The organism is Polaromonas potterensis (assembly GCF_033446725.1).
GTDB lineage: Bacteria > Pseudomonadota > Gammaproteobacteria > Burkholderiales > Burkholderiaceae_C > Polaromonas.
The window spans coordinates 142845-162684 of the sequence record NZ_JAWQLX010000012.1 but is presented as its reverse complement, the minus strand read 5'-3'; the positions used below and the strand labels follow the sequence as shown (position 1 = coordinate 162684).

The following is a 19840-nucleotide window of genomic DNA, read 5'->3' as shown; positions in this document are numbered from 1 at the left end:
TACTAATTAGTTTCTTAACGGTTCATCCACTCGGGGGAAGACAGCAACAAGGTGTTCCATTCCTGCGGCGAGGCCGCCTGGTCCAGCGCATGCAAGGTGGCTGGACTCAGCGTCTGGCTGATGGCCTGCTCGTACAGGGCGCTGGCCAGTTGCGGAAAGGCCGGCCGCTCGCGCGGCTGCGGTTCGTCGGTTTTGAACAGACCGGCACTGCCCGAACCTATGGCCTTGGCGATTTCAAAACGTGTGGCCATCTGGCCCGAGCTGGCCCAGGCCGAATCCACCAGGGGGTAACCGTCAGGTGTCTGGCGTCCGTATAGCGGCTCGCCCATGCGGTTCAGCCAGTTCAGGATGGGACCAACGTTGAGAATGACCTTGTCGTTATAGGCCAGGCGCACCGACGAAATCACGTAACGCACCGGGTCCTTGAACTTGCGGCCGGCCGCCTGCGCAAACTCCTGAGAGTTCAGCAGGGACTGCAAGGTCACGGCGATGTCGCCGTCGCTGCTCAAAAAAGTCTGGGCCATACGTTCCACCAGCGCCGCTGGCGGGTCGTCCGCCAGCCAGTACACCGCCAGCTTGCGGCTGATAAAACGCGCCGTGGCCGGCGCACTGGCCAGGCGGTCCAGCGCCTCGTCGAACTCGGCCAGGCCGCGGCCGCGTATGGGCTGGCCCAGGAACTCCTTGGCACCGAAATCATGCCGCGCGGGGTTGAACATAAACACGCCCTGGCGCACGTAATACGGCTGCAATTCGGGGCGCAGCCTCGGCTCGTTCGCGCCGTAACTGATGCCCACACCGGTCAGGATGCGTGCCAGTTCCTGCACGTCGCGCTGGCTGTAGCCGGCGTTCACGCCCAGCGTGTGCAACTCCATCAGTTCACGCGCATAGTTTTCGTTGATACGCCCGGCGGCGTTTTGCACGTTGTCGAGGTAGACCAGCATGGCCGGGTGATGCGCCACTGCGCCCAGCAAGTCCCTGAACTTGCCGAGCGCACGCGGTCGGACCGCCGCGTCCTCGTAGTCACCTATCGTGGCGCGCAGATTGGCCTTGTACTGGTGAACGTTGAAGTGGTTCATCCAGAACCAGGTCATCTGTTCCTGGATCTGGTTCGGCGAATAAAGCGCACGCAGGATGTGGCGCGTGGCCGCCTCGCGCCCGAGCCGGTTCATCTCCTGCTGCCAGGCCTGCAAAGCCACTTTTTTCTCGTCGTCGTTGGCCAGCGCCGCGGCATCCTTGCGGCGTTGCGCCATCTCCTGCTCCAGCGCAAGCACCGGTCGCTGGCTGATGGTCATGACGTCGATTTGCGCCTGCACCGCCGGCGCAAGCCGTGCGGGAGACGGGTGTAATTGCTGGCGCAGGTATTGGTCCAGACCAGCGCCATCCACAGACGCGACCGCAGCGGTGTTGGCACCCCAGGACAGGTGGTTGATGAACTTGAAGGTCTCCACAGCGGCCGGCTTTCCCGATACCGGAGCGACCGGCATCCCCGCGTTGCCATTGATACCGGTGACGCCAGGTGCGGTGCAAGCGCTCAGAGCCCAACAGCAGAGCAGCGCCAGCATGCTGGGGACCGAGGTCTTCATGGTTTTTTCCTGGTGGGTTCTGGCCAAGCGGTTTGGCCCGCCGACCTACTCTAACGCCAGAACAGAACGCAGCGCCTACAGCCCCGACCACCTTTACAAAAAACAAGGCCTACAGCCGGGCTCGCGTGCGGCCGGAATCCAGGAAGCCTTCTAAATCACAGCGCGCGCTGGATGATGATTTTTTGCACGTCGGAGGTGCCTTCGTAAATCTGGCAGACACGCACATCGCGGTAAATACGTTCGACCGGGAAGTCGCTCACATAGCCATAACCACCCAGGGTCTGGATGGCGGCGCTGCAGACTTTTTCGGCCATTTCGCTGGCGAAAAGTTTGGCCATGGCGGCTTCCTTCAGACAAGGCCGACCGGCATCACGCAGGCTGGCCGCATGCCAGATCAGCTGGCGTGCCGCTTCAAGCTGGGTCGCGCAATCGGCCAGGCGGAAACCCACGGCCTGGTGGTTAAAGATGGCGGTGCCAAAACTCTGACGCTCCTTGGCGTAGGCCACGGCAAACTCGAAAGCGCTGCGCGCCATGCCCACACTTTGCGCGGCTATGCCTATACGTCCGCCTTCCAGCGCGCCCAGGGCGATCTTGTAACCTTCGCCCTCGGCACCAATCAGGTTCTCGGCCGGAATACGGCAGTTGTCGAAATTGATCTGCGCCGTGTCGCTGCTGTGCTGGCCCAGCTTGTCTTCCAGCCGCGCGACCACATAACCGGGTGCGCTGGTCGGCACCAAAAAGGCGCTCATGCCTTTTTTGCCGGCGCCCTTGTCGGTGACCGCAATCACAATCGCCGCGTGGCCGTTTTTGCCGCTGGTGATGAACTGCTTGACGCCGTTGATCACATACTCATCGCCCTGCTTCACCGCCGTGGTGCGCAGCGACGAGGCATCGCTGCCCACATGTGGCTCGGTCAGGCAGAACACACCCAGCATCTGACCCTGCGCCAGCGGCTCCAGCCATTGTTTTTTCTGCGCTGCGTTGCCGTAACGCATGAGGATGGCATTGACCGGGCAGTTGGTCACGCTGATGGCGGTGCTGGTGCCGCCGTCGCCGGCGGCAATTTCTTCCAGAACCAGCGCCAGGGTCACGTAGTCGAGGTTGGCGCCGCCAAACTCTTCGGGCACACAAATGCCGTAAGCGCCCAACGCCGCCAGGCCCTGATGCGCCGCTGTCGGAAAGTCGTGTGTCTTGTCCCAGCGCGCGGCGTGGGGCCAGAGTTCTTCTTTCGCAAAAGCGCGAACCGCGTCGCGGATCATTTCCTGGTCTTGGGTCAACAACATGAAAGAGTCCTGGTCTGAGCGTCGCCGGGCCGTCCCAAGACGCGAGCGCCCCCTCGGGGGGCAGAGAGCCACACGCAGTGGGCGAACGTGGGGGCCACTATTTTCCTTGACCCAGGTCCATGATCATGCGGGTCGTCAGGTAGAGACGACGCGGGATCGCATCAATCATCACGAACTCGGCCTGGTTGCTGTGATAACCGAAACCGGGCAGGCCCAGGCTTTCGATCACAGGTTTGCCCGACAAGGCCGCATACGCCGCATCGGTGCCGCCGCCAGTGCGATCGACAATGGTCAACTCGGCGCCAACTTCCTTGTAGATGGCCACGGCCTTGTCCACCAGCTTGCGGCCTTCCGTGCCGGCGTTGAAGGCCGGACGGCCACGGACGACGTTGACCTGGACCTGGGCATCGGGCAGGCGCTTCTTCGCGGCCTTTTCTTCAAGCTTCTTCATCGCGGCTTCGAAGTCTTCGTTGCGGGCATAACGCACGTCGGCGCTCAAGGTCGCTTCATCGGGAATGATGTTGCTCACCGCGCCGGATTTGGCGACGGTCCAGTTGAAACGCAAGTCCCCTGCCTTGTTGTCGATATCCATCGTGCGCAGCACCAGGTCAGACGCCTCGACCAGTGCATTGACACCCAGCTCGGGCGCCGCGCCCGCGTGTGAAGCCTTGCCCTTGATCTTGGCTTCGACATAGGCGATGCCCGAGGTGCCCAGGGTCAGGTTCTCTTTCATGGCCATGGTCGGCTCGAAGGACAAGACGTAATCGTTTTCCTTGGCCAGCGCCTGGATCAGGTCGCGCGAGCCGAAGGAGCCTTTTTCCTCGTCGGTGTTGAACATCACGGTGATGCCGCCAAAACCCTGGAAACCCTGGGCTTTCAACACACGCAGCGAATGCAGGATGACGGCGATGCCGCCCTTGTCGTCGGCGATGCCGGGGCCGAAAGCGCGGTTGCCGTCGATGCGGAACGGTGCTTTTTCCAGCGTTCCCTTCACGTACACGGTGTCCATGTGTGCGATCAGCAGCAGGCGCTTGCCGCCTTTGCCCTGCAGGCGGCCAACGATGTTTTCGCCGACCACATCGCCCGCGGCTTTTTGCCGGGTGACGGTGAAACCTAGGCTTTTCAGTTCGTTTTCCAGCAACTGGCCCATGGCGGCCATGCCGTCGGTGTTGCCGGTGCCGGTCTCGATGTTGACCAGGCGCTCCAGTGTTTTCACGGTGGCCGACTGCTCGGCACTGGCCGCGCCAAACAGTTTTTCATCACGGGCCTGGGCCCAGCTTGCGCTGGCAAGCACAGCCGTGACCAGCGCCACGACGGCGCGCATTTTCCAAGGGGTAGCAATCTTCATTGGTGTTCCAGATTCAGAGGGTTGTCTCGTCGATTTTCATGGCAGCACGCAGCCAGCCGTGCCGCGCGAAGCTCCGATCCCCTGGATCGGAGCTTGCTCGATTTCTTAAGAAAAATAGGGCCCTAGCCCAGGTGGACATTGCGCAAGCAGCTACTGAATTTATAGCAACTCAATTGCCAGAGCGGTGCCTTCGCCGCCACCGATACACAAGGTCGCCACACCTTTTCTCAAGCCACGGGCTTGCAGCGCATGGATCAAGGTGACGATGATGCGGGCACCGCTGGCGCCAATCGGATGGCCCAGCGCACAAGCGCCGCCGTTGACGTTGACGATGTCGTGGCTGATGCCCAGCTCTTTCATCGCGGCCATGGGCACGACGGCAAACGCCTCGTTGACTTCCCACAGGTCCACGTCTTTCACGCTCCAGCCGATTTTCTTGAGCAGCTTGTTCACCGCACCGACAGGCGCCGTGGTGAACCACTCGGGTGCCTGGGCAAAGGTGGCATGGCCAACGATGCGGGCGATGGGTTTGGCGCCCAGTTCCTTGGCGGTGGATTCGCGGGTCAGCACCAGCGCGGCGGCGCCGTCGTTGATCGAGGAGCTGGAGGCTGCGGTGATGGTGCCGTCTTTCTTGAAGGCCGGACGCAGCGTGGCGATCTTGTCGAGTTTGACCTTGCCCGGGCCTTCATCGATGGCAATCACGGTGTCGCCGGCACGGCCTTTGACGGTGACCGGGGTGATCTCGGCCTTGAAGGCGCCGGACTCGGTGGCGGCCTTGGCGCGCTGCACGCTGGTGATGGCAAACGCATCTTGCGCTTCGCGCGTGAACTGGTATTTTTCGGCGCACTGCTCGCCGAACGTGCCCATGGCGCGACCGGGTTCGTAAGCGTCTTCCAGGCCGTCCAGCATCATGTGGTCCATCACGCGGTCGTGGCCGATACGGATGCCGCTGCGGCCCTTGAGCAGCAGGTGCGGCGCATTGGTCATGCTTTCCATGCCGCCAGCGACCATCACGTCACGGCTGCCGACCAGCAACTGGTCGTGCGCGAGCAAGGTGGCTTCCATGCCGGAGCCGCACATCTTGGATAAGGTAACCGCGCCGGCGCTGGCAGGCAGGCCGCCCTTGAAACCCGCCTGGCGCGCGGGCGCCTGGCCCTGGCCCGCCATCAGGCAGTTGCCGAACAAGACTTCGTCGACCTTTTCAGGCGCGATGCCGGAGCGCTCGATGGCCGCCTTGATGGCCGCGCCACCCAGGTCATGCGCGGACAGGCTGGAAAAGTCGCCCTGAAACGCGCCCATGGGGGTACGGGCGGCGCCGATGATAACGATGGAATCAGACATGGTTTTCTCCTTGATTAAAAAACGTGAATCATTGAATCAGCGTGCCGCGCTCTTCCTGAGCGACACGCAAGATGTATTTCTGAAAGCCCGGGTCCTCGCGGCGCAACAGCAGCGGCAAGGCATTGAAAAAACTTTCGCGCTGGCACCACTCGCGCATGTAGTCGTCCCAGCTGTTCCAGCGACGCGCCTCGACCTCGCTCATCCGTTCGGCCCAGGCCACGAGATAAGCGCGCTCGAACAGCGAGATCAGCATATCGAAAATAATCATGGTCCGCTCGTTCTGCTCGCGCGTCGGGTTGTCCAGCGGTTCGTTGGTGCGCAGGTGCAGGTCGGGGTTGGCCAGCACTGTTTTCAGAAAATCGCTGTAGGCGTCCGACAGCGACTGGTAAGCGGCCTCTTCCTCGTTGTTGCGCTCCTTGCGCTGCTCCAGCGCAAAAAAGATGATCGCAAACGGCAAGGCCAGGGCCGTGACCACAAAACTCGCATATTCCCAAACGTCTCTCATGGTGGTGCCCTCAGGCTTTCCGCGCGGCGTATTTGCGCCCGAAACGCCGGTCCCGCTCGTAGGGGAACACGTCATGCACATGGCCGGCGGCAATCCGTTCCTTGTGGCTTTGCCAGAAGGCGGCGTCCAGCAGCTCGCTGTGGTGTTTCATGAAGACCTCGCGCACTGCGTCGTTGCCCAGCAGGAAGGGGGCGAAGGTTTCCGGAAACACATCCTTGGGCCCAACCGTGTACCAGACCTCGCCGCTCATTTCTTCTTCATCGTTACGCGGTGTCGGCACGCGGCGGAAGTTGCAATCGGTGATGTATTCGATCTCGTCGTAGTCGTAAAACACCACCTTGCCGTGGCGCGTGATGCCAAAGTTCTTGAACAACATGTCGCCGGGGAAAATATTGGCCGCCACCAGGTCCTTGATGGCGTTGCCGTATTCAAGCACCGCCCGTTCAATCTGCTCCCTTGCCTCGGGCTCCTTGACGCCAATATCAAAAGCTTCCTGCAGGTAGATATTGAGCGGGATCATGCGGCGCTCGATATACACGTGTTTGATGATGACTTCGGTCTGCCCGTCGCCATCGCGGTCGCTGATCTCCAGCTGGCTGGGCGCAAACTTTTCGATCTCGGCAATCAGTTCGTCATCAAAACGATCGCGCGGGAAAGCCACTTCGCGATACTCCTGGGTGTCGGCCATGCGCCCAACGCGATCGTGCTGCTTGACCAGCAGGTATTTGCCCTTGACCTTCTCACGTGTCGTGTCTTTTTGCGGCGGGTAATAGTCCTTGATGACCTTGAACACATAAGGAAACGAAGGCAGGTCAAACACCAGCATGACCATGCCTTTGATGCCGGGGGTGATGCGAAACTTGTCGGAAGAATGCCGCAGGTGGTGCAGAAAATCGCGGTAAAAAAGGGTCTTGCCCTGTTTGGCCAGGCCTAAGGCGTTGTAAATTTCCGCGCGTGGCATACGCGGCATCATGCTGCGCAAAAACTGCACGTAGGCGGAAGGCACACCCATGTCGACCATGAAGTAGGCTCGGGCAAAACTGAACAGGATCAGCAAGTCGTCTTCACCAAACAGCGCGGCATCAATGATCAGCTTGCCGTGTTTGCCGTGCAGCAGCGGCAGGGCCACCGGCAGCTCGCTGAAACCGTTGATGATTTTGCCGACGACGTAAGCCCCTTTGTTGCGAAAAAACAGGCCGGACAAAACCTGAATCTGAAAATTGGCCCGCAGCTTGACATCACCCAAGCGCTCCCGCAAGGCCTCGACCACATAGCCGGCATCACGCGACAGGTCTTCAAAATCGAGGCGTAAATCAAAGTCCTGCACCAGTTGCATGACCGTGGCCTGCAGGGTCTCGGGGGTCGGGTAATACGCGCGGTAGGTTGGCAGCGCGGCCGGCTCTTCGTTTTCTATGTATTCGGTGCTGACCGCGGGCCGGACAAAAATGAAATCATTCTGAAAATAACTGCGGTGCAGAATTCTGGTGGTGACCGAGTTGAAAAAAGACTCGGCCAGCTCCGGCTGCTGGTGGTTTACCAAGAGGCCAATGAAATGCAGCTTGACCTGGTGCCACACATCCATGCTTTGTTCGCCCGCCTTGAACTCGCGCTCCAGCCGCATCGAGGCTTCGCGCACCCGCAGGTCGTAAAACTCGATGCGCTCCCGCTGCGCCCGTTGCTGGCCGTGCCAGTCCCCTGTTTCAAAACGGTGTTTGGCGCGCGCCGACTCGCTGCGAAACAACTGGTAATGGCGGTTAAAGCCATCCCGCATCGCTTTGGCGATGTCGTAAGCAAGCGGCGAGTCGAGGCGCTGGGGGAACATGGACAAGGCTTCCTGAAGCAGACGACAGCGTGTCGGGAATGGCCCCGCGACTTTAGCGGCGCGCCGCCGCCACGCCAGCCACGGCGGCTTGGTAGCGGGCATCCAGCCCTTCGTTGCTGTCCACGGACATGTTCAGGTTGTTGATGAGCCCGTCCTTGAGCCCGTAACACCAGCCGTGCAGCGTGACCTTCTGGCCGCTTGCCCAGGCGTCTTGCAGCACGGTGGTGTGCGCAATGTTGACGACCTGCTCAATGGCGTTGAGCTCGCACAGCGCATCGTGACGATGTTCGGGCGCGGTCGCGGCTATCAGTCCGCGGTGTTTGTCGCGCACATCCTTGACGTGGCGGATCCAGTTGTCGGCCAGACCCACGCGGATGTCGTTCAGCGCCGCCAGCACGCCGCCGCAGCCATAGTGGCCCACCACCATCAGGTGTTCGACATGCAACTGGTCCACGGCGTACTGGATGGTGGACAGGCAGTTCAGATCGGTAGGCACCACCACGTTGGCCACATTGCGGTGCACGAATATCTCGCCCGGCTCCAGACCGGTGATCTGATTGGCTGGCACGCGGCTGTCGGAGCAGCCAATCCACATGTAGCGCGGCTTTTGCTGGGACATCAGCCCTGTGAAGAAACCTGGACGCTCGCGCTCCATCTGCGCGGCCCAGGCACGGTTATGGGCAAAGAGGTCTTGAATGGAGGTCATGGATACTATTTTCACCTTCTTTGACAGTTGTGTCGGCCTGGCGGCGTCTGCCCGACTTTCGATCCGGGGCATTCATACGGCGAGGCCATGACTCATTCGGGATTTACATCGTCTCCGCGAACAGCTCGCGCCCGATCAACATGCGGCGGATCTCGCTGGTGCCGGCGCCAATTTCGTAGAGCTTGGCGTCGCGCCAGAGCCGGCCCAGCGGGTAGTCGTTGATGTAACCGTTGCCGCCGAAAATCTGCACGCCTTCGCCGGCCATCCAGGTGGCTTTTTCCGCGCACCAGAGAATGACCGAAGCGCAGTCCTTGCGCACCTGGCGCACATGTTCAGTGCCCAGCATGTCCAGGTTTTTGGCGACGGTATAGGCAAACGAGCGCCCGGCCTGCAACACGGTGTACATGTCGGCGACCTTGCCCTGGATCAGCTGAAACTCGCCAATGGAAGTGCCAAACTGCTTGCGATCGTGGATGTAGGGAATCACGCTGTCCATGACGGATTGCATGATGCCCAGAGGGCCGCCGGTCAACACGGCACGTTCGTAGTCCAGGCCACTCATCAGCACTTTGGCGCCGCCGTTGAGGCCGCCCAGGATGTTTTGCGCCGGAACTTCCACATTTTTGAAGACCAGCTCGCCGGTGTGGCTGCCGCGCATGCCCAGCTTGTCGAGTTTTTGCGCGACGGAAAACCCCTTCATGCCTTTGTCGATCAAAAAGGCGGTGACGCCGCGTGCACCGAGTTCGGGCTCGGTTTTGGCGTAAACCACCAGGGTATCGGCGTCCGGCCCGTTGGTGATCCACATCTTGTTGCCGTTGAGGACGTAATAACCGCCTTTGTCTTCGGCTTTCAGTTTCATGCTGATCACGTCGCTGCCGGCGTTGGGCTCACTCATGGCCAGCGCACCCACATGTTCACCGCTGATGAGTTTGGGCAGGTATTTTTTGCGCTGCGCCTCGCTGCCATTGCGCTTGATCTGGTTCACACACAGATTGCTGTGTGCGCCGTAGGACAAACCGACGGACGCGCTGGCGCGGCTGATCTCTTCCATGGCGATCATGTGTGCCAGATAACCCATGTTGGCGCCGCCGTATTCTTCGCTGACGGTGATGCCGAGCACGCCCAGGGAACCCATTTTTTGCCACAAGTCCATGGGGAACTGGTCGTTGCGGTCGATCTCGGCGGCACGCGGGGCGATCTCGGCCTGCGCAAAATCGCGCACGGTGTCGCGCAGCGCATCGATGTCTTCGCCGAGCTGGAAATTGAGTCCTGGCATGTTTGTCATGATGGTCTTTCTGAAGGCTGAAGGTGCGCGCCGGAGAGGGTCTGGGGCGCGTGTTTAATAGGTTTTGGGGACGGGAACAAGCGTCTGCTGCATCATGGCGCAGGCACTTTCCTTGCCGCCTGTGTCCAGGTGACTCACTTCCGCCGTGGTCACGATGATGCGTTTTCCGGCCTTGACCACGCGGCCCACCGCGCGCAACTCGCCGTCCGTGAAGCCGGCCAGGAAATTGATTTTGTACTCGACGGTGGTGACCTCGGCGTCCAATGCCACCACCGTCAACGCGGCATAACCGCCGGCAATGTCGGCCAGCGCGCCCATGGCGCCACCGTGAAAGCCGCCTTGCTGCTGGGTCACACGCTCCGAATACGGCAGCGCCACCTCGCACAGGCCGGGCTCGACGCGCAGCAGCCGGGCACCCAGGTGCTGCATCAGCCCCTGGCGTAAAAAGCTCGTTTCTATGCGCCGGAACAACTCTGACGGCGCGGTGGCTGCATCCATATGAAGGACCTCTGAATAATTTGGTTTCGGCCTACAAGAGACCTTTTTTCGGCTTTTCAGCCTTGCCGAGCAGCGCTTTGGCGTCTTTTTCGTGGGTGCGTATCTCGTCCAGATTGGCCTGCAAGTCCAACATCTGAGCTTCCAGCTTCTTGCGGTGTTCGCTCAGGATGTCCAGGAATTTCTTAAGCTGCGGGGCCGTGTCGCGCGGGCTGTCGTAGGAGTCGATGATTTCCTTGGCCTCCACCAAGGAAAGCCCCAGCCGTTTGGCGCGCAAGGTCAGCTTGAGTCGGGTCCGGTCGCGCGCTGTGTAGACGCGGTTGCGCCCGCCCGGCCCTTCGCGCTGCGGCTGCAGCAGCCCCATGTCTTCATAAAACCGGATGGCGCGTGTGGTCAGGTCGAACTCTTTGGCCAGATCGCTGATGGAGTAGGTGATGCTTGCCATGCTGTGAAACCCTGGGGACAGGACCTTTGTGTAACCGCCCGATAAATCAGGTGTAATGAGGGATCTTCGAACTTACGTTAACGTAAACGTCAACCTACTGAGCGATCTTACAAGATGAATGAACTGGAAGCACAACTCCACTATCCTTTTGGCGATGCCTTGCCGCCGCCCGGCGGCACGCTGGAGGTAGCCCCAGGCGTCAAATGGATAAGGATGCGCCTGCCTTTTGCGCTGGATCACATCAACCTGTGGCTGCTGCGCGATACGCTGGACGGCCCGGAGGGCCCGCGCGAGGGCTGGACGGTGGTGGATTGCTGCATCAGCAAAGATGAATCCAGGGCGCAATGGGAAACCATTTTCGCCAACGAGCTGGAAGATTTACCGATTCTGCGCGTGATCGTCACCCACATGCACCCGGACCACATCGGGCTGGCGCACTGGTTGTGCGCACGCTGGAACGCGCCGCTGTGGATGAGCGCCACCGATTACCACACGGCCCGGCTCAGCACCCTGGGCCCCACCGGCTTTGGCGGCGCCAGCGCGGCCGACTTTTTCGTCGCGCACGGGCTGAGCGACCCGGAATACATCACACAAATCCGGGGCCGCACCAATTACTACCCCGGCCTGGTGCCCGATGTCCCCAGCCGTTACCACCGCATGATGGACGGCCAGGTCATCGCCATAGGCGGCCGCCAGTGGACCTGCATCAGCGGTTATGGCCATGCGCCGGAACACATCGCGTTGTCCTGCCCCGACGCCGGTTTGCTGATCAGCGGCGACATGATCCTGCCGCGTATTTCGACCAATGTCAGCGTGTACGACGCGGAACCGGAGTCCAATCCGTTGACGCTGTTTTTGCAGTCCATCGACAAATTCAAGCCACTGTCGCCCGAGACACTGACCCTGCCTTCCCACGGCAAACCCTTCAAGGGCCTGCACACGCGTATCGCGCAATTGCACGCGCACCACCACGACCGGCTGGCAGAAGTCATGGAAGCCTGTGAGGCCAGCCCCTGCAGCGGCGCGGACATCCTGCCGGTCATGTTCAAGCGCAAGCTGGATGTGCACCAGACCACCTTCGCCCTGGGCGAGGCGGTGGCCCATCTGCACACCTTGTGGTTTGAAGGCAAACTGAAACGCCGGCTCGGGGCCGATGGTGTTTACCGCTTCCAGCCAGCTTGATATGCCCCCACGCTTGTCACTTCGTGTACTTCGCTGCCCCCCGAGGGGGCTGTGCTTGCTTGGGGCGGCCCTGCGCTGCGCACGCTAAGAAACTGGCGGCAGGGTGTTGCCGCCGCCCTGCGGCAGGGACAGGAAAAAGCTGGCGCCGCCCTGGTCGGAGCTCACCCCCCAAGCCGTGCCGCCATGGCGCTCGGCCACCCGCTTGACGATGGCCAGGCCCAAACCGCCGCCGGGAAAATCAGCGGCCGAATGCAGCCGCTGAAACGGTGTGAACAACTTGTCGGCGTAGGTGGTGTCAAAACCAGCCCCGTTGTCCGACACAAACAACACACACCCGGCCGGTGATTTGCCCGGCACCAGCCCGATCTTGATCCAGCCCTGCTCTTTTTTGGCGCTGAACTTCCAGGCGTTGTCGATCAGGCAGGCCAAGGCCGTGGCCAGCAGGTTTTTGTCGCCGACCAGTGGCAAGGTCGCCGCCATTTCAAGCACCAGTTGCCGCTCCGGCTCGCGCTGGCGCAAGTCGTCAATCAGGCGTTGGCACACCGGCGCCAGGTCCAGCAACTCGGGCGTCAGGGGCCTGCGCGGCAAATGGGTCAAGGTGCGTAAATCGTCAATCAGTTTGGCCAGTTGGCGGGTGCTGGCGCGAATGCGCGCGAGGTAATGCTGGCCCTGCGCATCCAGCGCCGCCGAATACCGCTCCGCCAGCGTCTTGGCAAAACCGTTGACCACATGCAAAGGTGCTTTCAGATCGGTGGACATGGCGTAGCTGAAAGCCTCCAGCTCCTGGTGGCTGCGTTGCAAGTCGGCATTGCATTGCTCGAGACGCTGCGCCAGCACGGCATTGCGCCGCTGCAACTGCACGTCGGCCAGGTGCCTGGCGCCCACGTCCACCACGCTGACCAGCACGGCGGCGTGTTCGAACCACTGCACACGGCTGCAGGCCAACTCCACGAGCACACGCTCGCCATTCATTTTTTGCTGGGTGCACAGCCGCATCTGCGGCTGGAAATCCCCCGCCGGCAGGGAGTCCAGCCAGCCCGCACCTTCCCCGTCCGGGAAAAGTGTCTCAACCGGCAGGGCGTCCCAGGCATCCTGCGCCATGCCGTAAAACGCAGCCGCCGCCTGGTTGATCGCCAGAAGACGCCGGGAAGAGGGATCAAACAGCCACATGGCTTGCGCATTCGCGTCAAAAAGGCGTTGGTTGCAAAGCTCGCTGCCCTGCAGTTGCAGCAAGGCCTGACGGGTCTCGCTGACATCCCGCAGGTTGACCACCAGTCCGTCGGCATGCCGCTTCATGCGGTACTCCACCCATTGGTCCTCAAACACATGATGGGCAAAAAATGTGTGACTGTCGCCGGCCTCCAAGACCTGCTCGGCCAGGCTGCGGTGCTTCTCGGCAATCGGCGCCGGCACGGCATCCCAGAACGGGATGCCCGTCAAACTGGCCTGCGCTGCTTGAAAAAGATCGCGGGCCCGGCTGTTCATCGCCAGCAGCTGCCCCTGGCTGTCCAGCAAAACAATCCCCTCGGTCGCCAGCTCCAAGCCGGACTGGAAAGTGTCCAGACTTTCTGTCGCCTTGCCGGCCTGACCGTCAACCACCCCACTCCCTGGCCGCTTCTTGGACCGGGTCAGCGACTTCAGCCATGTTGTCAAGGTAGTCAATGGACGCGGGACCGGGTCCGCCCTTTCAAGTGCAAATAAGCTGCGACGGGCTTAACGCCATTTTCGATTGGCCACCAGCAATGCGGTGATGTAGCCATGCAGCCAGTCGAAATTGATTGGTTTTTCCAGATAATGCGCGCTGGGTGGCAGTCCGCCTCGTTCCTTGACCACCTCTTCGGGCAAGCCGCTGATCACCAAAATCTGCATGGCCGACAGCTGCTGGTTGCGCTTGAGCGCACGCAGCATCTCCAGGCCGTCGACCCCGGGCATGTTCAGATCCGTGATCAACAGGTCAGGCCGCATGCTGGCGATGTCCATCAAGGCTTCCAGGGCGGAGTTCATGAAGCTGCAATCCACCGTCATGTCCCATTGCTCGAACTGGGCTTTGTACAACTCGCGTGCGGCCTCGTCATCTTCCACGACCAGCACACTCAGGCGGCTCCTGGGGTCCGGGTCGGCATGCGCCAGTTGCGGACTGTGTTTTTGCAGGTAGCCGTTGATGGCGCGCAGGGACAACCGGCGATGGCCACCCAGCGTTTTCCAGGCCTCAATTTCGCCTTTTTCCACCAACGATTGCACCGTGGCCACCGACAGGCCCAGCAGTTTCGCGGCATAGGTGGTGCCGCAATAGTCCTCGCTGGAGAAATCGGTCGCCGTGATGGCACTCTCAAAAGACAAAGGTTCACGCGGCATAGGAAAAGCCTAAAAAAAATTCAACTAGCAATTTAAACAGATTAATAGGTTTATTCAATTGGGCTAACTCTCGGTCACTTTCAAGCCTCTTCTAACAATCCCCGCTTCAGGGCTGGTGCCCCGGGCAAGGTAAAAAAGAAGGTGGCGCCCTGGCCCGGCTTGGCCTCCGCCCACACCTGACCCCGGTGGCGGCCAATCACCCGACTGACCGTCGCCAGGCCCACACCCGTCCCCGGAAACTCGGTCACCGCATGCAAGCGCTGAAAAGTATTAAACAGCTTGTCGGCATAAGCCATGTCAAAACCGGCACCGTTGTCCCGGACGAAAAAAGCGGTGACGCCGGCAGCGTCTGTGGTGTGTCCAACCTTAATAACGGCAGAAGGTCGCTGAGAAGTAAATTTCCAGGCATTTCCCAGCAGGTTTTCCATCACCACGCGAATCAACCGCCCGTCACCCTGGGCCCGCAAGCCGTCTTCGACACTGATCTCGGCCTTGCGTTCGGGGTTGCGAACCCGGCATTCGTCGGCAATCTCGCGCGCCAGCGCGCTCAGATCGATGGTTTCATAACGCAGTTGCATGCGTGAGACTTGCGCCAGCGACAACAAATCCTCGATCAGCCGCCCCATCTGCGCCACGCCGGCCTGAATACGCGACAGGTAATGCTGGACTTTTTCGTTGGGCTGGCCGGTACTCAGCTGTTTGGCCAGCAGGCGGCTGAAGCCGTCCACGGTGTTCAAAGGGGAACGCAGATCATGCGACACCGAATAGGAAAAAGCTTCAAGCTCCTGGTTGGACAGACGCAACGCGGCCTCGATCGCCTTGATCTCACTCACGTCGGCATCGATACCCACCCAGAACAAGACCTCGCCGCTGTCATCCAGCACCGGGGAGGCCCGGTAAGACATGGTGTGGCAAGTGCCATCCCTGACCATCAGCCGCCGCAGACCCATAAAAGGTGTCAGGCTTCGGCGTGAGACTTCCCAATTGGCGGCCATGTCAGGCAAGTCGTCGGGATGCATCGCCGCCATCCAGCTCCTGCCCTGCCAGTCCGCCAGCGTGCCGCCCATCAGTTCGTACCATTTCCGGTTCAGGTAAGTCACCCGGCCTTGGGCGTCTATGGTCCAGATGACTTGCGGGGCCTGTTCAGCCAGGGCCCGGAACAAGGCTTCCTGCCGCTCCAAAGCCGCCGTACGTTCGGCCACTTTGGCTTCCAGCCCCTGGTTAAGCTGGTGCACCTGCTCAAACAGTTTGGCATTTTCAATGGCGATGGAGGCCAGCTGGGCGATTTCGACCGTCACATACTGGTCCTGCAAACTGAACTCGCCCTCGTATTTATCGGTCAGTTGCAGCAGCCCGATATTTTCGCCATTGCGGCCCGTCAGCGGCACCGCCAGCCAGCCGCGCATCGCCGGCTGTTTGGCTGCGGCCTCACCAGCCACGGCGCGCCAGCGTGGATTCGCCGCCAGTTCGGCCTCCGTCAACCGCATCGGGCTGTTGGTTTCACACACGGCCGACCAGAGCCCACTGCCATAAGACTGGCTGACAAAATCCCGGCAGTTCGCATATTTGTCCGTCAGGGACACGGCATTGATCGTCTGCGCCCAGTCGCCCTTGGCCGTCAGGCTCACCACGGCCTGGTGCGCGCCCACCACGGCCCTGGCTTGGTCCACGGTCTCCTGCATGGTGGCTTCCAGCCTGCGGTGGCTGGTGATTGCCTGGGTCGCATCGGCGGCCCGTTGCAGGGTGAACAAGTGGGCCTGCACATCGTTCTCGGCCTTGAGTTGCGCGGCGATATTGTTCGCCACCACAAAGCGGGCCTCTCGCCCCAGGTAGACGATGGCACGCGAGACCGTCTCCACCGGAAACGACTGGCCCGCCTTGTCAACATGAAACCACCGGTGCGCGCCGTCCAGGAAGCCTCTGGCCAGATGTTTCTTCAGGCGCTCTTGCTCGGCCTCGGGCAGGATATCGGTGACGGTCAGACCCAAAAATTCGTCCCGGGAATAACCGTAGCTATCGAGGGCCGCCTCGTTGACCGCGAGAAACCCCAGGACCTCGAAATCGACGATCCACATCGGCACCGGTGCCGACTCGAACAGGGCGGCGTAGCGCTGTTCGCTGTCGATCAGGGCTTGTTCGGCCTTTTTGCGTTTGGTGATGTCGCGCTCAATCGCCACGAAATGCGTGAACTTCCTTTGGGCATCAGCGAGGGGCACCATGTCGAGGTCCAACCAGAATTCCTCACCATTTTTCTTGTAGTTGATCAGCTCGGCACGCACCGGCTTCATCTCCCGGAGCGCCGCCGTAATGCGGTCCAGTTCGGCGCGCTGCGTTTTGGGGCCTTGCAGAAACCGCGGTGACCGGCCCAGCACCTCCTCGCGGCTGTAGCCGGTGCGGCGTTCAAACGCATCGTTGACAAACACGATACGTGGTCCCGGCTCGCCCAGCGGATCGGCTTCGGTGATCAGCACGATGTCGTTCAAGCGGGCAATGCTGCTCCCCAACAGCCGCAGTTGTTCTTGCGACTCATGTTTCTCGGTGATGTCCTGCAGCGCGCCCACCACGCGCACCACCGTGCCATCCTGCATCAAGGCCTGGCCCTGGGTCCGTACCCAGATACGCCGGCCTTTGGCGGTCACCAGCGGCAACTCCAGGTCCCAGGGCGTGCCGTGTTCCGCGGCAGCCCGCGCGGCGCGGTTCATGGTCGCTCGCGCCTCGGGCGCGTAAAAAGCAAAGGCGGAATCGATGGTGATCGCCGTGGCGGGGTCCACCTCGTGGATACGGTAGACCTGCTCCGACCAGGCCATGCGCATGCCGTCGAGCACCACTTCCCAGCCGCCGATTTTCCCCATCTCGCCGGTGCGACGCAACAACTCGGCGCTACGCGCAGCCACTTGTTCCGCGAGTTTTCGCGCTGTGATGTCCTGCACCACACCAGCGCGCAACACCGCCGCGCCCGTGTGGTCGAGAAAAGGTTCGCCATGCTGGTGTATCCAGCGGATCTCACCGGCCGGGGTGATGATGCGGTACTCCGAGTCCAGGGGCAAGGCGTCGCGCGCGGCGGCATCCCGCTGGCGCACGTAGCCAGGCCTGTCCTCCGGGTGGATCAAGCGGGTGAACTCATCCCGGCTGCCGAGAAAATCGTCCCGGCCCATCCCGAACAATTCATGCGCATCGTCGGACCACCAGAGCTCCTGGGTGATCAGGTTCGACTCCCAGTTGCCGATGCGCCCCAGACGCTGGGCGTTGAGCAGCTTGTGCTGGGCTTCGCGCAACTGCGCGTAGCTGCGCGCCTGCTCCAGCTGCAAGCGCTCAACCTCGGTGATGTCCGTGAACACCATCAAGGCGCCGACCACGCTGCTCGGGCCGCGCATGGGCCGGTAATTGCAGCTGATCAACCGCCCGGCAGGCTCGCGCGCATTGCGCACGAGGATGGGCAAAGGGCCGCCGCTCTCGCCCTGCAGCGCCCGGTACAAAGGCAGCTGGTCAAAGGCATACAAGGTCTGCGTGCCCGGCACAAACAGGCCCTGGCGCTCGGGCCAGCGCGCGGACAGCACCAGGGACAACTCGTCGATGGCAAACAGCTGCGAGGCAGTGTCGTTGACCAGCAGCGGCCGACCGGTGGCGTCCACCGCCATCAGGCCTTCCTGCATGCTGTTGATGATCAGCTCCAGGGTTTCGTAAGCCTGCCGGCTGCGCGCCAGTTCTTTGTCCATATCCTGCTCGCGCTGCTCCAGCGAATCGGCCATCAGGTTGAAACTGGCCGCGATCCTGAAAAACTCGCTCTGCCCCGTGTTGTGGCGGATCGGCACACGTACCTTGAAATGGCCTTTCTCCAGCTCGCGCGTGGCATGCAGGATTTGCCGGGTCGGCGCCACAATCGCGCGGCCGCCAATCATCCAGGCGATCCAGCCGCCGAGAAAAGCCACCAGGGACAAGGCCGCCAACTCCAGCCACAGCTGCTTGCGGCTGGGCCCGACGATCAGGTCGCGGGCCATGCTGACCGAGACAAACACCGACGACTCCGCCCGCGGGCTGCTGGGCATGAAGGCCCACAAACGCGCTTGGCCGGCACCGTCGGGCCCCTCACGCACCCCCGAACTCAAGCTTTTCACCGCGTCCTGCAGAACCGGGGCGCGGACCATCTCCCCCACCCGGATCGGCAAGGCGGGTTTGCCCGCCAGCAACACGCCGTCCCGGTCGTGAATCCCCAGGGCCGCACCGTTGGGCAACTGCAGTCCGGCGATGGACTTGGCCATCTGGTCCAGATCGAAGGAGGCATACACCACACCCGTCACCTTGTCGTTGGCATCGATCACCGGCTGGGCAAAGGTCATGATCGGCTTGGCGACGGCCAGCCGCCCCAGCGTGTAAGGGCCGACAACAAAACGCCGCTGCGCGATGGCGTCGCGAAAATAGCGGCGGTCACCCAAAAAGGCCTTTTTGTCGCTGCCCAGCGCATGGCAACGGGTGTAACCATCCAGCCCCAGAAGGCCCAGGTTGGCATATTCGGGCAGGTGCTGGGTCAGCTTGGAAAAATAGCGGTCGCAATCGGTGTTTTTGCCGTCCTGCAGAAGCGGCAAGGATGCGATCACCGTCAGCACCTGCCGGGCCGAGTCGGCGATGTTTTCCTGGCCGGCCGCAGCCAGCGACGCGGCAAACTGCAGATTACCCCTGGCCAGCGCTACTTCCGCGTCGGCATTGTGCAAGGCCTTGAAAATCGACATGCCAAACAGCGGAACAATCGCCACCACCACCAGCATGACGATACGTGCACGCAAACTGACCCTAGCCTTCATGTTGCTTCCAGCTATTTAAGTCATGCGACTGTAAGTCATGGACGTACGCAAGCAAGGGAAAAAAACTGCCGGCGCCGGATGCGGGCCCGGCTTCGGACCGAAGCCGGGTGGCAGCACCCGCTATCAAGCCGTGGCGAGAGACTCGTTGACCCGCAGCCAGTAGTCTTGCAGGCGGCTCAATTTTTCGGTGAACTCCCCAAAATCGACGGGTTTGCGAACAAAGCCGTTGGCCCCGCTTTGGTAACAGGCCACGATGTCGGATTTTTCGCTGGACGAGGTCAGCATGACCACCGGGACCAGCTCGGTCAAGGGGTTGCGGCGCACACTGCGCAAAACGTCCAGGCCGGACAACTTGGGCAATTTCATGTCCAGCAGGATGAAGGCCGGTTGTTTGTGAGTGTCGCGGCCGGCGTGGGCGCCCTGGCCAAACAGGTAGTCCAACGCCTCGGCACCGTCACGCGCCGTGACGATCACCGTGTGCACCCCTTGTTCCTGCAACGTCAGAACGGTGAGCTCAAGGTGGTCGGGATTGTCCTCCACCACAAGAATAGGTTTGTCGTTCATGGGGGGCCTTTACTATGAATTGTTATGAACTTATTATTTTTGTCATATTTATGATATTGCACGAATTCAACAACTTGTTCAATCTTCTTGCTGTTCCCGGCCGCTTAGGCGCAAATTTCGGCAATTT

General features: G+C 61.3%; 15 protein-coding genes. 1 reads left to right on the top strand and 14 read right to left on the bottom strand.

All coding sequences use genetic code 11. The annotated features are described in order from the left end of the window. Positions 1-14 precede the first annotated feature (14 nt). From R6254_RS19605 to R6254_RS19560, 10 genes are all read right to left on the bottom strand, one after another. Positions 15-1583 carry a DUF1800 domain-containing protein gene (locus R6254_RS19605; protein ID WP_318409354.1) on the bottom strand — a complete coding sequence of 523 codons (1569 nt, stop codon included), beginning with the start codon at positions 1581-1583 and terminating at the stop codon, positions 15-17. A gap of 155 nt (positions 1584-1738) precedes the next feature. After that, positions 1739-2866: an acyl-CoA dehydrogenase family protein gene (locus tag R6254_RS19600; RefSeq protein WP_318409353.1), complete on the bottom strand. Its 1128-nt coding sequence runs from the start codon at positions 2864-2866 to the stop codon at positions 1739-1741. Between the two features lie 97 nt (positions 2867-2963). Continuing rightward, on the bottom strand, positions 2964-4214 hold the full coding sequence (locus R6254_RS19595; RefSeq protein WP_318409352.1) for a glutamate carboxypeptidase: 1251 nt from the start codon (positions 4212-4214) through the stop codon (positions 2964-2966). 159 nt (positions 4215-4373) lie between these two features. Continuing rightward, positions 4374-5555 (bottom strand): acetyl-CoA C-acyltransferase, encoded by a 1182-nt coding sequence (locus R6254_RS19590; RefSeq protein ID WP_318409351.1) that lies wholly within the window; start codon positions 5553-5555, stop codon positions 4374-4376. A 28-nt stretch (positions 5556-5583) separates the two neighbouring features. After that, positions 5584-6060, bottom strand: coding sequence for a hypothetical protein (locus R6254_RS19585; RefSeq protein ID WP_318409350.1), 477 nt, complete (start codon positions 6058-6060; stop codon positions 5584-5586). 10 nt (positions 6061-6070) lie between these two features. After that, positions 6071-7882, bottom strand: coding sequence for a bifunctional isocitrate dehydrogenase kinase/phosphatase (aceK, locus tag R6254_RS19580; protein WP_318409349.1), 1812 nt, complete (start codon positions 7880-7882; stop codon positions 6071-6073). A gap of 52 nt (positions 7883-7934) precedes the next feature. After that, on the bottom strand, positions 7935-8588 hold the full coding sequence (gene can / locus R6254_RS19575) for a carbonate dehydratase (protein ID WP_318409348.1): 654 nt from the start codon (positions 8586-8588) through the stop codon (positions 7935-7937). Positions 8589-8691: 103 nt separating this feature from the next. Next, positions 8692-9873 carry an isovaleryl-CoA dehydrogenase gene (locus R6254_RS19570; protein WP_318409347.1) on the bottom strand — a complete coding sequence of 394 codons (1182 nt, stop codon included), beginning with the start codon at positions 9871-9873 and terminating at the stop codon, positions 8692-8694. 54 nt (positions 9874-9927) lie between these two features. After that, positions 9928-10371, bottom strand: a complete 444-nt coding sequence (locus tag R6254_RS19565; RefSeq protein WP_318409346.1) for a PaaI family thioesterase — start codon at positions 10369-10371, stop codon at positions 9928-9930. A gap of 31 nt (positions 10372-10402) precedes the next feature. Then, positions 10403-10813 carry a MerR family transcriptional regulator gene (locus tag R6254_RS19560; protein ID WP_318409345.1) on the bottom strand — a complete coding sequence of 137 codons (411 nt, stop codon included), beginning with the start codon at positions 10811-10813 and terminating at the stop codon, positions 10403-10405. Between the two features lie 114 nt (positions 10814-10927). Here R6254_RS19560 and R6254_RS19555 point away from each other — a divergent pair, with 114 nt between their 5' ends. Further along, the gene (locus tag R6254_RS19555) at positions 10928-11995 is read left to right on the top strand and encodes an MBL fold metallo-hydrolase (RefSeq protein ID WP_318409344.1); all 1068 of its coding nucleotides are present in this window, start codon (positions 10928-10930) and stop codon (positions 11993-11995) included. An 84-nt stretch (positions 11996-12079) separates the two neighbouring features. On the opposite strand, the gene R6254_RS19550 is transcribed toward R6254_RS19555, so the two are convergent. The 4 genes from R6254_RS19550 to R6254_RS19535 all read right to left on the bottom strand — a co-directional run bounded on the left by R6254_RS19550 (position 12080) and on the right by R6254_RS19535 (position 19713). Next, on the bottom strand, positions 12080-13648 hold the full coding sequence (locus tag R6254_RS19550) for a sensor histidine kinase (protein ID WP_318409343.1): 1569 nt from the start codon (positions 13646-13648) through the stop codon (positions 12080-12082). A 60-nt stretch (positions 13649-13708) separates the two neighbouring features. Then, a complete protein-coding gene (locus tag R6254_RS19545) occupies positions 13709-14350 on the bottom strand; it encodes a response regulator (protein WP_318409342.1) in 642 nt (213 codons plus the stop codon). 80 nt (positions 14351-14430) lie between these two features. Further along, the gene (locus R6254_RS19540; RefSeq protein WP_318409341.1) at positions 14431-19149 is read right to left on the bottom strand and encodes a PAS domain S-box protein; all 4719 of its coding nucleotides are present in this window, start codon (positions 19147-19149) and stop codon (positions 14431-14433) included. Positions 19150-19272: 123 nt separating this feature from the next. Next, complete coding sequence (locus tag R6254_RS19535; RefSeq protein WP_318409340.1) at positions 19273-19713, bottom strand: response regulator; 441 nt, start codon at positions 19711-19713, stop codon at positions 19273-19275. Positions 19714-19840: the final 127 nt, after the last annotated feature.

Bases quoted from the DNA above. Each gene is read 5' to 3' on its own strand.
- R6254_RS19605 (WP_318409354.1), bottom strand. From the start codon at position 1,583: ATGAAGACCTCGGTCCCCAGCATGCTGGCGCTGCTCTGCTGTTGGGCT.
- R6254_RS19600 (WP_318409353.1), bottom strand. From the start codon at position 2,866: ATGTTGTTGACCCAAGACCAGGAAATGATCCGCGACGCGGTTCGCGCT.
- R6254_RS19595 (WP_318409352.1), bottom strand. From the start codon at position 4,214: ATGAAGATTGCTACCCCTTGGAAAATGCGCGCCGTCGTGGCGCTGGTC.
- R6254_RS19590 (WP_318409351.1), bottom strand. From the start codon at position 5,555: ATGTCTGATTCCATCGTTATCATCGGCGCCGCCCGTACCCCCATGGGC.
- R6254_RS19585 (WP_318409350.1), bottom strand. From the start codon at position 6,060: ATGAGAGACGTTTGGGAATATGCGAGTTTTGTGGTCACGGCCCTGGCC.
- aceK (WP_318409349.1), bottom strand. From the start codon at position 7,882: ATGTTCCCCCAGCGCCTCGACTCGCCGCTTGCTTACGACATCGCCAAA.
- can (WP_318409348.1), bottom strand. From the start codon at position 8,588: ATGACCTCCATTCAAGACCTCTTTGCCCATAACCGTGCCTGGGCCGCG.
- R6254_RS19570 (WP_318409347.1), bottom strand. From the start codon at position 9,873: ATGACAAACATGCCAGGACTCAATTTCCAGCTCGGCGAAGACATCGAT.
- R6254_RS19565 (WP_318409346.1), bottom strand. From the start codon at position 10,371: ATGGATGCAGCCACCGCGCCGTCAGAGTTGTTCCGGCGCATAGAAACG.
- R6254_RS19560 (WP_318409345.1), bottom strand. From the start codon at position 10,813: ATGGCAAGCATCACCTACTCCATCAGCGATCTGGCCAAAGAGTTCGAC.
- R6254_RS19555 (WP_318409344.1), top strand. From the start codon at position 10,928: ATGAATGAACTGGAAGCACAACTCCACTATCCTTTTGGCGATGCCTTG.
- R6254_RS19545 (WP_318409342.1), bottom strand. From the start codon at position 14,350: ATGCCGCGTGAACCTTTGTCTTTTGAGAGTGCCATCACGGCGACCGAT.
- R6254_RS19540 (WP_318409341.1), bottom strand. From the start codon at position 19,149: ATGAAGGCTAGGGTCAGTTTGCGTGCACGTATCGTCATGCTGGTGGTG.
- R6254_RS19535 (WP_318409340.1), bottom strand. From the start codon at position 19,713: ATGAACGACAAACCTATTCTTGTGGTGGAGGACAATCCCGACCACCTT.